The sequence below is a fragment of the Serratia sp. TMDUHS_CL genome, from assembly GCF_037137105.1.
Classification (GTDB): Bacteria; Pseudomonadota; Gammaproteobacteria; order Enterobacterales; family Enterobacteriaceae; genus Serratia; species Serratia nevei.
Genome location: NZ_JBBBDV010000003.1, coordinates 168,756 through 181,439, shown reverse-complemented (window position 1 = coordinate 181,439; position 12,684 = coordinate 168,756). Strand labels below are relative to the sequence as shown.

The 12,684-nt window shown below is 59.4% G+C and carries 12 protein-coding genes; 3 read left to right on the top strand and 9 right to left on the bottom strand.

Annotation, left to right across the window (positions count from 1 at the left end):
- The first annotated feature begins 99 nt into the window (after positions 1 to 99).
- Positions 100 to 699: a 5'-deoxynucleotidase gene (yfbR, locus tag WCL58_RS07990; RefSeq protein WP_025303666.1), complete on the top strand. Its 600-nt coding sequence runs from the start codon at positions 100 to 102 to the stop codon at positions 697 to 699.
- Between the two features lie 27 nt (positions 700 to 726).
- Here yfbR and WCL58_RS07985 read toward each other — a convergent pair whose 3' ends face one another.
- The 4 genes from WCL58_RS07985 to yfbV form a co-directional block, all read right to left on the bottom strand.
- Positions 727 to 2,577 (bottom strand): SLC13 family permease, encoded by a 1,851-nt coding sequence (locus WCL58_RS07985; RefSeq protein WP_336850838.1) that lies wholly within the window; start codon positions 2,575 to 2,577, stop codon positions 727 to 729.
- 79 nt (positions 2,578 to 2,656) lie between these two features.
- Positions 2,657 to 3,313 carry a sugar phosphatase gene (locus tag WCL58_RS07980; protein ID WP_336850837.1) on the bottom strand — a complete coding sequence of 219 codons (657 nt, stop codon included), beginning with the start codon at positions 3,311 to 3,313 and terminating at the stop codon, positions 2,657 to 2,659.
- A 17-nt stretch (positions 3,314 to 3,330) separates the two neighbouring features.
- Complete coding sequence (locus WCL58_RS07975) at positions 3,331 to 3,825, bottom strand: YfbU family protein (protein WP_016926898.1); 495 nt, start codon at positions 3,823 to 3,825, stop codon at positions 3,331 to 3,333.
- A gap of 143 nt (positions 3,826 to 3,968) precedes the next feature.
- Positions 3,969 to 4,424 carry a terminus macrodomain insulation protein YfbV gene (gene yfbV, locus WCL58_RS07970; RefSeq protein ID WP_004936061.1) on the bottom strand — a complete coding sequence of 152 codons (456 nt, stop codon included), beginning with the start codon at positions 4,422 to 4,424 and terminating at the stop codon, positions 3,969 to 3,971.
- Positions 4,425 to 4,782: 358 nt separating this feature from the next.
- Between yfbV and ackA the strand changes: the two genes are divergently transcribed.
- Together ackA and pta are read left to right on the top strand one after the other, a co-directional pair.
- Complete coding sequence (gene ackA / locus WCL58_RS07965) at positions 4,783 to 5,985, top strand: acetate kinase (protein ID WP_055312511.1); 1,203 nt, start codon at positions 4,783 to 4,785, stop codon at positions 5,983 to 5,985.
- A gap of 74 nt (positions 5,986 to 6,059) precedes the next feature.
- Positions 6,060 to 8,219 carry a phosphate acetyltransferase gene (gene pta / locus WCL58_RS07960; protein ID WP_049203683.1) on the top strand — a complete coding sequence of 720 codons (2,160 nt, stop codon included), beginning with the start codon at positions 6,060 to 6,062 and terminating at the stop codon, positions 8,217 to 8,219.
- A 71-nt stretch (positions 8,220 to 8,290) separates the two neighbouring features.
- On the opposite strand, the gene WCL58_RS07955 is transcribed toward pta, so the two are convergent.
- From WCL58_RS07955 to WCL58_RS07935, 5 genes are all read right to left on the bottom strand, one after another.
- The gene (locus tag WCL58_RS07955; RefSeq protein WP_084827355.1) at positions 8,291 to 8,713 is read right to left on the bottom strand and encodes a putative T6SS immunity periplasmic lipoprotein; all 423 of its coding nucleotides are present in this window, start codon (positions 8,711 to 8,713) and stop codon (positions 8,291 to 8,293) included.
- Entirely contained in the window at positions 8,710 to 9,249 is a 540-nt protein-coding gene (locus WCL58_RS07950) for a hypothetical protein (protein ID WP_084827354.1), read from the bottom strand. The genes WCL58_RS07955 and WCL58_RS07950 overlap by 4 nt, the downstream gene beginning before the upstream one ends.
- A 208-nt stretch (positions 9,250 to 9,457) precedes the next feature.
- On the bottom strand, positions 9,458 to 10,432 hold the full coding sequence (locus WCL58_RS07945; protein ID WP_336850835.1) for a transketolase family protein: 975 nt from the start codon (positions 10,430 to 10,432) through the stop codon (positions 9,458 to 9,460).
- Entirely contained in the window at positions 10,425 to 11,276 is an 852-nt protein-coding gene (locus WCL58_RS07940) for a transketolase (protein WP_084827352.1), read from the bottom strand. The genes WCL58_RS07945 and WCL58_RS07940 overlap by 8 nt, the downstream gene beginning before the upstream one ends.
- Before the next feature lie 13 nt (positions 11,277 to 11,289).
- A complete protein-coding gene (locus WCL58_RS07935; RefSeq protein ID WP_004936074.1) occupies positions 11,290 to 12,669 on the bottom strand; it encodes a PTS ascorbate transporter subunit IIC in 1,380 nt (459 codons plus the stop codon).
- Between the last annotated feature and the right edge of the window lie 15 nt (positions 12,670 to 12,684).

Genomic DNA, 12,684 nt, shown 5'->3' with positions numbered 1-12,684 from the left:
GGCGCAGCGCCTTGCTGCGCCCTTCTCTCATTGCCCGGTTGCAAAATTCGCCGTCACTGCTTCACAATGGGGCCCTCACTTGCCGTTAAAGAGAGCACCATGAGCCAGAGCCATTTCTTCGCCCATCTGTCCCGCCTGAAACTGATCAACCGCTGGCCGCTGATGCGCAACGTGCGTACCGAGAACGTCTCCGAACACAGTCTGCAGGTGGCCTTTGTCGCCCACGCGTTGGCGGTGATCAAGAACCGCAAATTCAACGGCAACCTCAACGCCGACCGCGTTGCGCTGCTGGCGATGTACCACGACGCCAGCGAAGTGATCACCGGCGACATGCCGACGCCGATCAAGTACTACAATCCGCAGATCGCCCATGAATACAAGAAGATCGAAAAGATCGCCCAGCAAAAGCTGCTGGACATGATCCCCGCGGAGCTGCGCAACGATTTCCGCACCATTCTCGATGAGCACTACTACAGCGAAGATGAAAAGCAGGTAGTGAAGCAGGCAGACGCGCTGTGCGCCTACCTGAAATGCCTGGAGGAACTCTCTGCCGGCAACAACGAATTCACCCTGGCCAAGGCGCGGCTGGATAAAACCCTGGAACAGCGCCGCAGCCCGGAAATGGACTACTTCATGGACGTGTTCATTCCCAGCTTCAGCCTGTCATTGGACGAAATCAGCCTCGACAGTTCGCTGTAACCCCGCCGGCGCAGCCTCGCTGCGCCGTTAAAAGCCGTAGAGCCACGGCACCACAATCACGCTGACCGCCATCACCAGCAGAGTGAACGGCACGCCGAGACGCACGAAATCGCCGAACTTGTAATTGCCCGGCCCCAGCACCAACGTGTTGACCGGTGAAGAGACCGGCGTCATAAAGGCGGCGGACGCGGCGATGGCGATAATCATCGCGAACGGGTATGGCGAGACGCCCATTTCGCGCGCGGCGGCGATGGCGATCGGCGCCATCAGCACCGCCGTCGCGGTGTTGGAAATAAACAGGCCGATGGTGGCGCACAAGACGAACAGGCACAGCAGCATCACGCGCGGCCCCGCGCCGCCGGCGATGTCCATCAGCCCGCTGACGATCAGATCCACCCCGCCGGTCTTTTGCAGCGCCTGCGCAAACGGCATCATCCCGACGATCAAAATAATGCTCGGCCAATGGATCGATTTATAGGCGCTCTCCATATCGATACAGCGAAACTTGCCCATCAGCAGGCAGGCGATCAGCGCCGCGATGGGGTTGGGGATTTCGTCGGTCAACATCATTGCCACCATCAGCGCCAGGCAAAACAGCGCGTGCGGCGCCTGCGTGATCGCCGGCGCCACTTCGTCCACCTCGGCCGGCAAGTTGAGCACGATAAAGTCGTGGGTTTTGGCCTGCAGCTGACGGATCGCCTTCCAGTCGCCGATCACCAGTAAAATGTCGCCCAGCTCCAGCGGCTCGTCCACCAGCTTGCCGCCCAGCGTCTCGCCGTGGCGGCGGATGCCCACCACGTTGAGATCGTAGCGGCTGCGGAACGCCGCTTCGCGCAGGCTTTTGCCCAGCAGCGCCGAGTCCGGGATCAGCGACACTTCCGCCATGCCGACGTTGCGCGACTGTTCAGAGAAGTAATCGCCGCGCAACACCATCGGCTCCAGCCGCTGCTCGCCGCAGAATTCGCGCAGATCGACCTGGCTGTCCGACATGTCGATCAAAAGAACGTCGCCCTCGCGCAGCTCGGTGCTGCCAGAGGCGCTGACCATCACCCGCCGGAAGCGTTTCCAGCGCTCGATACCCACCACGTTGGCGCCATAACGCGCACGCAGGTGCAGTTCATCCAGCGAACGCCCGATCAGCGGCGAAGCGCTGCGGACAGCCAGCCGCCGCGCGCGACCGGTCAGCTTGTAGTCGCGGATCAAATCGCGGAAGGTACGGCGCTGCCAGTCATCGCTGGCTTTGCCCGTTTCACCGCTGCCCAGCCAACGCCGGGCGATCAGCATGTAACCGACGCCCAGCGCCAGCACCACCAGGCCAATGGGCGTCACGCTGAAGAAACCGAAACCATGGATGCCTTCTCGCACCAGCTCGCTGTTGACCACCATGTTGGGCGGCGTGGCCACCAACGTCATCATGCCGCTGATAAGCCCGGCGAAGCTGAGCGGCATCATCAGCCGCCCCGGCGCGATCTTCATTCTGGCCGTCACGCTGAGCACTACCGGGATAAAGATCGCCACCACGCCGGTCGAGCTCATGAACGCCCCCAGCCCGGCGACCGTCACCATCAGCAGCATCAACATTTTGGTTTCGCTGCTGCCGGCCACTTTCACCAGCCAGTCCCCCACCTGATAGGCCACGCCGGTGCGCACCAGCCCTTCGCCGATCACGAACAGCGCCGCGATCAAAATCACGTTGGGATCGCTGAAACCGACCGTCGCCTCCTGCAGGCTGAGCGTGCCGCTCAGCACGAAGGCGATGATCACCAACAGGGCCACCACGTCCATGCGCAGCTTGTTGGTGGTAAACAGCACGATGGCAATCAGCAGTAAACTCAGCACCCACAGTAATTCGCTGTTCAAAACGGCCTCATCCGGCAAATGTCCAAGGGTCTAAAAAATAGCATAAAAAAACCCCGCCGAAGCGGGGTCTAATCAATTAGGGTGAAGATAATGCCGCTCAGGCCAGCCGGCGAACGATCGCGCCCTGCGCCGTTTTATCGACGGCGATCTGCGCCAGCGAATCCAGCCGCAGGTCGACCTGCTCCAGCTTCGGCGCATCCGCCGGCGCGTTGACCGCAATCACCTGGCAGCCCGCCGCCAGGCCGGAGAGAATGCCGGCCGGCGCGTCTTCAACCACCACGCACTCGTGCGGCGCAAGCCCCAGGCGCTCGGCGCCCAGCAGATAGGCGTCGGGCTGTGGCTTACCGTGTTTAACCTGCTCGGCGGTGATGAACACCTCCGGCAATGGCAAACCGCCAGCCTGGCGGCGAGCGCCGGCCACCGGCACCGAACCGGAGGTGACGATCGCCCAAGGGATACCGAGCGCGTTCAGGCGCTCCAGCAGCGCAATCGCGCCCGGCAGCGCGCGAACGCCGTCGGTATCCTGCGCTTCGGCCTGCTCCAGCAGCTGGAACTCGCGCTGAATTTCCGCTTCGCTTTCGCCCGGCATAAAGTGGCGCAGAGAAGTAATGGCCTGTTTACCGTGAATGAAATCCAGCACCGCTTGCGGGTTGACACCGCGGCGCTCGGCCCAGTGCGTCCAGGCGCGCTCTACCGCCGGCAATGAATCCACCAGGGTGCCATCAAGATCGAACAGAAAACCCTTACACTCCACAGAAAACCTCTTCTTAATCAAGCATTGATGATTTGCGCTATCTCAACGGCGCTCAGGTGATACTGGCGCGGACAGGCCAGCCAGATCGCCAGCATACGCTGGTATTTTTCCCACATTTTGGTCTGGGCGTTGAAACCGTGGCTGCCGGAATCGAAGTGAGTATAACGCCCCTCGGTGCTGACCAGGAAACGCACGTAGCTCAGGTAGCGCGCTTCGGTGGCGGCGTCGAAGCCGAGAAACGCCAGGCGGCGCTCGTCCAGATCCTGCTTCTCTTTCAGGTTGCCCCAGGAAACCTGCAGCGCATGGTGCATCTCCATCACGTTGATGATGGTGCGGCACACCTCTTCGCTCAGTTCGCCGAAGTCGCGATCCAGTTCGCGCATTTGCAACCCGAAGCCGCGTTCGACGATGGTTTGCAGCCGGCGATAACGGTCGCCGTTGTCCGGGTCGAGCAGGGTCATCATCTTGTACTGGTTCGACAGGATCAGCCGCTGGGCGTTGGTCATTTCCATCAGGATTTCCTCATTTCTGTGTGATGGCGGGAGCATCGCACAGCGCAAGAACGCAGGAAATCACAACTCGACCGTTCTTTGATTTAAACCGGGGTTATTGGCGCTTTGACGAAAAAGGCCGCATCAACGCGGCCTTTTCTCAGTTACAGATCGTCGAGGAAGGTTTTGTCCAGCTGCTTAAAAGCACGTTTGAGCAGATCGGCCAACGTCTGATAGGTCGGCGTGCCTTCGAGCGGCGCGACCGCCTGCCCGGCTTCCGTCAGCTTGTTGCGCACCTCATGGAACCATTGCAGCAGCGTCGGCGGCAGCGGCGTGACCGAACGGCGCCCCAGCCACCACAGTCCCTGCATCGGCAGGCTGCAGGCGAACAGCGCGGTAGCGATCGCCGGGCCGAGCTGACCGCCAAGCGCGATCTGCCAGGTCAGCGTGAAAATCGCCAACGGCGGCATGAAACGGATAGCGAAACGGGTGGCACGCGCAACGCGGTTCTCCGGAAAGACCGGTGCCAGACGTTTGTCCGACGGCCAGGTTTTCATATAATGCTGCCCGCGCTGGAAGACCTGAAACCAGCTTACGGAACCGGACGGTTTGCTCGTCATTGCGTACCTCAACGTCACGTAAAGAAACTAAAAGCGTGCTGCCAGAGACCATACTAAAAAATTTGAAGCTTTAAATTTATTTTGTGTTTGCACCGGGCTATCGGTATCCTAAGCCGGCCTTGTGGCCGGTAGAAGATGACGCAAATTTTGTCAACTTTTAGCCCTATAAAAATCAAGATTATTTAAACCGCAGAGAAATCATCGGTTTTTCCATCATCCTGTGATTTGTGCACTTCACATGATGTTAATCATAAATGTCATCGGCACTATGCGCTACGCTTGTTGTCTGATTGACGATTAATTCACCACGTGTTTTCGATTTTCTTTTAACAACACGACTATTTAAGTAGGTACTTCCATGTCGAGTAAGCTAGTACTGGTTCTTAACTGCGGCAGTTCTTCTCTGAAATTCGCCATCATCGATGCCGTTAACGGCGACGAATTCCTCTCCGGTTTGGCCGAGTGTTTCCACCTGCCTGAAGCTCGCATCAAGTGGAAAATGGACGGCGCCAAACACGAAGCTGCCCTGGGGGCCGGCGCTGCACACAGCGAAGCGCTGAACTTCATTGTTAATACTATTCTGGCACAAAAACCAGAGCTTTCTGCGCAGCTGACCGCTATCGGCCACCGCATCGTGCACGGCGGCGAGAAGTTTACCGCTTCCGCCGTGATCAACGACGAAGTTCTGCAGGGTATCAAAGATTCCGTGCCGTTTGCACCACTGCACAACCCGGCTCACCTGATCGGCATCGCGGAAGCGCTGAAATCCTTCCCTAACCTGGCCGACAAGAACGTTGCCGTGTTCGACACCGCGTTCCACCAGACCATGCCGGAAGAATCTTACCTGTACGCCCTGCCGTACAGCCTGTACCGCGACCACGGCGTTCGCCGCTACGGCGCACACGGCACCAGCCACTTCTACGTGACTCAGGAAGCCGCGAAGATGCTGAACAAGCCGGTAGAAGAAGTGAACGTGATCACTTGCCACCTGGGCAACGGCGGTTCCGTTACCGCAGTGCGCAACGGCCAGTGCGTTGACACCTCCATGGGTCTGACCCCGCTGGAAGGCCTGGTGATGGGCACCCGCAGCGGTGACATCGATCCGGCTATCATCTTCCACCTGCACGATTCTCTGGGCATGAGCGTTGACCAGATCAACAAGATGCTGACCAAAGAATCCGGCCTGCTGGGCCTGACCGAAGTCACCAGCGACTGCCGTTACGTTGAAGACAACTACGACAGCAAAGCCGACGCCAAACGCGCCATGGACGTGTTCTGCCACCGTCTGGCCAAATACATCGGCGCATACAGCGCCCTGATGGAAGGCCGTCTGGACGCGGTGATCTTCACCGGCGGCATCGGCGAGAACGCCGGCATGGTGCGTGAGCTGACCCTGAACAAACTGGGCCTGCTGGGCTTCGAAATCGACCACGACCGCAACATGGCCGCTCGCTTCGGCAAATCCGGCGCCATCACCAAAGACGGCAGCCGCCTGGCGCTGGTGATCCCGACCAACGAAGAGTTGGTCATCGCGCAGGACGCATCCCGCCTGACCGCGTAATGCTCTCAAAACACCGTCAGCCCAGGCTGACGGTGTTGTTTTAGCCTCATGTTAATCGTGAAGAGGACTATTCTGTGTCACGTACTATTATGTTGATCCCCACCGGCACCAGCGTCGGCCTGACCAGCGTCAGCCTGGGTGTCATCCGCTCCATGGAGCAAAAAGGCGTTCGTCTGAGCGTGTTCAAGCCTATCGCTCAACCGCGCACCGGCGACAACGCGCTCGACCAGACCACCACCATCATCCGCAGCAGCAACTCCACCATTACGGCGGCCGAACCGCTGCGCATGGACTACGTTGAGGGCCTGCTGAGCTCCAACCAGCAAGACGTGCTGATGGAAGAGATCGTGGCGCGCTACCACGAGAACACCAAAGACGCGGAAGTGGTGCTGATCGAAGGCCTGGTGCCGACCCGCAAGCATCAGTTCGCCAACGCGCTGAACTACGAGATCGCCAAAACCCTGAACGCCGAGATCGTCTTCGTGCTGGCGCTGGGCAACGACTCCCCGGCGCAGCTGAAAGAGCGCATCGAACTGGCGCGCACCAGCTTCGGCGGCAGCAAGAACAAAAACATCACCGGCGTAATCATCAACAAGCTGAACGCACCGGTCGACGATCAGGGCCGCACCCGTCCTGACCTATCCGAAATCTTCGACGACTCCACCAAAGCCAGCATCGCCCACGTCGATCCTGCGCAGCTGTTCGCCAACAGCCCGCTGCCGGTTCTGGGCTGCGTGCCGTGGAGCTTCGATCTGATCGCCACCCGCGCCATCGACATGGCTCGCCACCTGAAGGCCCGCGTGGTCAACGAAGGCGACATCATGACTCGCCGCGTGAAGTCCGTGACCTTCTGTGCGCGCAGCATCCCGCACATGCTGGAACACTTCCGCCCGGGCTCTCTGCTGGTGACCTCCGCAGACCGTCCTGACGTGCTGGTCTCCGCCTGCCTGGCGGCGATGAACGGCGTGGAAATCGGCGCCATCCTGCTGACCGGCGGCTACGCCATCGACGAGCCGATCAAGAAGCTGTGCGAACGCGCCTTCCAGACCGGCCTGCCGGTGTTCATGGTCGACACCAACACCTGGCAGACCTCGCTGAGCCTGCAGAGCTTCAACCTCGAAGTGCCGGCGGACGACCACCAGCGCATCGAGAAAGTGCAGAACTACGTGGCCAGCCACATCAACACCGAGTGGATCGACTCGCTGACCGCCACCTCCGAACGTTCACGCCGTCTGTCTCCACCGGCGTTCCGTTACGAGCTGACCGAGCTGGCGCGTAAAGCCGGCAAACGCATCGTGCTGCCGGAAGGCGACGAGCCGCGCACCGTGAAAGCGGCAGCCATCTGCGCCGAACGCGGCATCGCGGAATGCGTGTTGCTCGGCAACCCGGACGAGATCCAGCGCGTCGCGGCAGCGCAAGGCGTTGAGCTGGGCAAAGGCATCGAAATCGTCGATCCGGTCGCCGTACGTGAAAACTACGTGCCGCGTCTGGTTGAGCTGCGCAAGAGCAAAGGCATGACCGAAGTGGTCGCGCGCGAGCAGCTGGAAGACAACGTGGTGCTCGGCACCCTGATGCTGGAACAAGGCGAAGTCGACGGTCTGGTCTCCGGCGCGGTTCACACCACCGCCAACACCATCCGTCCGCCGTTGCAGCTGATCAAAACCGCGCCGGGCAGCTCGCTGGTGTCCTCCGTGTTCTTCATGCTGCTGCCTGACCAGGTACTGGTCTACGGCGACTGCGCGATCAACCCGGATCCGACCGCCGAGCAGCTGTCTGAGATCGCCATCCAGTCTGCGGATTCCGCCGCGGCCTTCGGCATCGAGCCTCGCGTAGCGATGATCTCCTACTCCACCGGCAACTCCGGTGCGGGCAGCGACGTCGAGAAAGTGCGCGAAGCGACCCGTCTGGCGCAGGAAAAACGCCCGGACCTGATCATCGACGGCCCGCTGCAGTACGACGCCGCCATCATGGCCGACGTTGCCAAGTCCAAGGCGCCGAACTCACCGGTAGCCGGCCAGGCGACCGTGTTCATCTTCCCGGATCTGAACACCGGCAACACCACCTACAAAGCGGTACAGCGTTCCGCTGACCTGGTCTCCATCGGGCCGATGCTGCAAGGCATGCGCAAGCCGGTGAACGACCTGTCGCGCGGTGCACTGGTTGACGATATCGTCTACACCGTTGCGCTGACGGCGATCCAGTCTTCCCAGGCTGACGCTGCCGCCAAGGCGTAATTCATCGCCAAACGAAACAAGGGCCGGCATTGCCGGCCCTTGCTATTTCATTCATCCCTTCTCTCGCTTTATTACTCCGCGCTGGCAATAACCTGCAAAATCTGGCCGTCGCTGATTTTCAGTGAGAAACTGCGCTGCCAGAAACGTTTGGAATCAGCATCCTGAGGATCCACGGTACTGATTGCCACGGTGTATAGCGCATTGCTCTCAAATGCCTTGAACGAGTATGGGATACATTGGCCGGGCGTAATCGTCTCAACGGGCTTCGGTGGTAGAGTGGTCCTGCGCCAGAGCTCATGCGTTTGACTATCCAACCGTTGTTCAATAGCGATGCTGACCAGACTGACCCTGCCACTCTGTGTTGAGTAGGCTTGCGGTAAAGAGAAACAGAGATCATTTCCCCGCAGCGTAATGTCCGCAGCGTAAAAACGTTGCTTTTCAAGCATACAGCCACTGAGCAACATCATCATGATGAGGGTATAGATTCTTCTCATTTCAGGTTTTTCCTGTCGGCAGGAGAATTAAGAAATCCTTTCAAAACATGCTCATAACGGCTTTTCAAATCAGGACCTATAATACCTTGCATCAGTTTCACCTCAAACCACCGTTCTTTGCCATAACGAGAAAGGATGAAGTAATCTGCAAGAAGGCTGGCTTGTGCCTCCATACCATAATCAGCTAAGGAGTAGTAATCAGGCAGCGAGTATTTATAAGTTACCGCCCAGCTCATTATTCCCCGCAGCCGGACGTTCATCCCCATCTGATACTGCCATACGTGGGCCATTTCATGCATGAACCACCATAGGTAGCGCGTTGTTTCTGTGGAAAAATCTTCCCTGAAGTGTTTTTCAGGCCAATAAAGTTCACCATTAGGCGTAACGGCCGTTTCCTCATTCTGCAAACCAAACGGGAAATAGCTCGCGTTATGCACTTTAACAAGACTGTAGTCGATGGCATTTTTATAGAGAAAACGGGATAGTGTGATCTCGCCTAGCGTCAGCCTTCTGAACGAGCCTCTTGTTGTTATCATTATTCACTCCATGAATATAACTTATTGTATTTATTAGATTGTTTTTATTATCTCTTTTTACCCAAGCATTGGCCATCTATTATCCATTAAAAACAAAAAGCCCCTTAAGGGGCTTCTCAGTTGATAACGTGTGAGTCATAACTCAGATACTAGGCAGGAAGGTATGTGCTTTATACATAGCACCAGACCTCATTCGTTACAGCAGTTGTTATTGACTCGAGAACTGTTTTTGCAGCAATTGCCCGGCAGCCTCCAGAATATGCTCGGCGGTCAGGCCGTACTCCTGCTGTAGAAATGCCTGGGTGCCCACCTGGCCGTAACGCTCCTTCACCCCCACGCGCCGCATCGGCGTCGGGCACTCTTCCGCCAGCACCTCCGCCACTGCGGATCCCAGCCCGTTATGAATGCTGTGGTTTTCACAGGTGACGATGCGCCCGGTTTTGGCCGCGTAGGTTTTGATCAGTTCACGGTCGATAGGCTTGAGGGTGAACATATCGATCACCGCCGCGCTGACGCCCTGCTGCGCCAGCATCTGCGCCGCCTTCAGCGCCTCCGCCACCATGATGCCGTTGGCGATCAGCGTGACGTCTTCGCCGTCGCGCAGCAGGTTGCCCTTGCCGATGGTAAAGCGCGAGCCTTCCTGGTAGATGCGCGTCGCCTGCTTGCGGATGGTGCGCACCCAGTAGAAACCGCGCAGATCCATCAACTGGCGCAGAATGTCGGCGAACATGGTGGCGTCGGTCACTTCCAGCACCACCGAATGCGCCAACCCGCGTACGATGCCCATGTCCTCGAACGACATGTGGGTACCGCCGTTGTGGCAGGCGCTCACCCCCGCATCGGAGGCGATCACCTTGACGTTGTTGCGCTGATAATCCAGCGACATGAACAGCTGATCGAAACAGCGGCGGCTGGCGAAGGCGGTAAAGGTATGCACGAACGGCACCCGGCCGGTGAGCGACAGCCCGGCGGCGACGCCGATCACGTTGGCCTCCATGATGCCGCAGTTGATCACGTGCTGCGGATGATCCTTGTGCACGCCGTCCATCGCCATCGAGCTCATCAGATCCGCCTCCAGCGCGATGATCGGCGCGCCCGCCTCAATCTGCCGACGCACCGCGCCGGCGTAGACTTTGCGCATTTCGACGGCGTCGTTTTCCAACTGCGTCACTACGTTAAACATGGGCGGCCTCCAGTTCGGCGATGGCTTTTTCGATTTCCTGCTGCACGTCCGGCGTCAGGCGCAGGTGGTGAGAGTTCGACAGGTTTTCCAGATAGGCCACGCCCTGCCCTTTGATGCTGTCGAGCACGATCGCCAGCGGCCGCTGTTCACCGCCGCGCGCCGGCGCCACCGCCGCCAGCAGCGCCGCGATGTCGTCGCCCTTGATGGTCTGCACCTCAAAGCCGAAGGCGCGGAACTTGGCGGCCAGATCGAACGGTTGGATCACCTCGTCCAGCGCGCCGTCCAGCTGTTGCTTGTTGTAATCGATGAACAGCGTCAGGTTGTTCAGATTGTGGTGGGCGATAAACTGGAACGCCTCCCAGCACTGCCCTTCGTTCAGTTCCCCGTCACCGAGGATGCTGAACACCCGATTGCGGCGCCCCGCCAGCCGATGGGACAACGCCATGCCGGCGGCGATCGACACACCCTGCCCCAGCGAGCCGGTGGTGGCGTCCACGCCGCGCGTGCGCAGCCGATCCGGGTGGCTCGGCAGACGCGTGCCGTTCTGGTTGAGGGTCTTCAGCTCCGCCAGCGGGAAGTAGCCCTTGATCGCCAGCGTGCTGTACAGCGCCGGGCCGGCGTGCCCTTTCGACAGCACGAAGTCATCGCGCTCCGGCCAGTCCGGATCCGCCGGATCGATGCGCATCACGCTGCCGTACAACACCGCCAGCGTCTCCACCACCGACATACAGCCGCCGTAGTGGCCGAAGCCCAGCCCGGTCAGCGCTTTCAGCGTTTCCAGGCGGATCGCCCGCGCCAGGGTATACAGCTCTTCAATTTCCGTTTCGCTCGTTGTGTAGTTCATCAGTCTGCCCTCGTTATTTCTCGACGCGGTCAGCGGCCGGCGCGCCTTTGCGTTTTCCCAGGAAGTTATGCGCCACCAGCAGCGCGAACACGGCGACGATCGCCAGCATGATCATCTCCTTCGACATAAAGCGCGCCATATTGCCCAGCAGGATGCCGATCGCGCCGAAGTCGGCGTCGGAGAAGGTGGTGTTGGCAAAGCCCAGCGCCCCCAGCACCGGCAGCAGCAATACCGGCAGGAAGGTGATCAGCAGCCCGTTGGCGAAGGCGCCCAGCATCGCGCCGCGCCGCCCGCCGGTGGCGTTGCCGAACACCCCGGCGGTAGCGCCAGTGAAGAAGTGCGGCACCACGCCGGGCAGGATCAATACCATCTTCAGCTGCCCCAGCAGGAACAGCCCGGCCAATCCGCCAAGGAAGCTGAACAGGAAGCCGATCAGCACCGCGTTGGGGGCATAGGGATAGACCACCGGGCAATCCAGCGCCGGCCGCGCATTCGGCACCAGCTTTTCCGAGAAGCCGGTGAACGCCGGCACAATTTCCGCCAGAATCAAACGCACGCCCTGCAGGATGATGAACACCCCGGCGGCGAAGGTGATGGCCTGAATGATCGAATACACCAGGTAGTTCTGGCCGCCGCTGAGCTCGCTTTCCACATAGGCCCGCCCGGCGCAGATCGCCAGGATCAGGTAGATGACGATCATGGTCATCGAGATCGAAATGGAGCTGTCGCGCAGGAAGCTGAGGTTTTTCGGCAGGTTCATCTCCTCGGTCGAGCGCGAGTTTTTACCCACCTTCGAGCCGATCCAGCCGGACAGCACGTAGCCCAGGGTGCCGAAGTGGCCGAAGGCGATATCGTCATTGCCGGTGATGCGGCGCATATAGCGCTGGGCGATCGCCGGGAAGAACGCCATCACCAGCCCCAGGGTCAGCGCGCCGGTAAACACCAGCTGCACGCCCTCGAAGCCCGCCACCGTCAGGATGATGCCGATCATGCAGGCCATGTAGAAGGTGTGGTGGCCGGTCAGGAAGATGTATTTCAGCCGGGTGAAGCGCGCCACCACGATATTCGCCACCATGCCGAACGCCATGATCAGCGCGGTGGAGGCGCCGTATTTCTCCAGCGCGATGGAGACAATGGCTTCGTTATTCGGAATGATGCCCTGAATATTGAACGCGTGTTCGAACATGCCGCCCAGCGGATTGAGCGATCCGACCAATACCGTGGCGCCGCCGCCCAAAACGATAAAGCCGAGAATGGTTTTTACCGTGCCTTTTACCACGTCGGAAAACGATTTCTTTTGCGCCAGCAAACCGATCAGCGCAATAAGCCCGACCAGCACCGAAGGCACCTTTAATATATCCACCACAAACTTAAGCGTTTCCTGGATAAACATATCCACCTCGCCAAT

Excerpts from the sequence above, each read along its gene's own strand:
- yfbV (WP_004936061.1), bottom strand. The coding sequence starts at position 4,424 with ATGACGAGCAAACCGTCCGGTTCCGTAAGCTGGTTTCAGGTCTTCCAG.
- WCL58_RS07955 (WP_084827355.1), bottom strand. The coding sequence starts at position 8,713 with ATGAGAAGAATCTATACCCTCATCATGATGATGTTGCTCAGTGGCTGT.
- WCL58_RS07950 (WP_084827354.1), bottom strand. The coding sequence starts at position 9,249 with ATGATAACAACAAGAGGCTCGTTCAGAAGGCTGACGCTAGGCGAGATC.
- WCL58_RS07975 (WP_016926898.1), bottom strand. The coding sequence starts at position 3,825 with ATGGAAATGACCAACGCCCAGCGGCTGATCCTGTCGAACCAGTACAAG.
- WCL58_RS07945 (WP_336850835.1), bottom strand. The coding sequence starts at position 10,432 with ATGTTTAACGTAGTGACGCAGTTGGAAAACGACGCCGTCGAAATGCGC.
- yfbR (WP_025303666.1), top strand. The coding sequence starts at position 100 with ATGAGCCAGAGCCATTTCTTCGCCCATCTGTCCCGCCTGAAACTGATC.
- WCL58_RS07940 (WP_084827352.1), bottom strand. The coding sequence starts at position 11,276 with ATGAACTACACAACGAGCGAAACGGAAATTGAAGAGCTGTATACCCTG.
- ackA (WP_055312511.1), top strand. The coding sequence starts at position 4,783 with ATGTCGAGTAAGCTAGTACTGGTTCTTAACTGCGGCAGTTCTTCTCTG.
- WCL58_RS07935 (WP_004936074.1), bottom strand. The coding sequence starts at position 12,669 with ATGTTTATCCAGGAAACGCTTAAGTTTGTGGTGGATATATTAAAGGTG.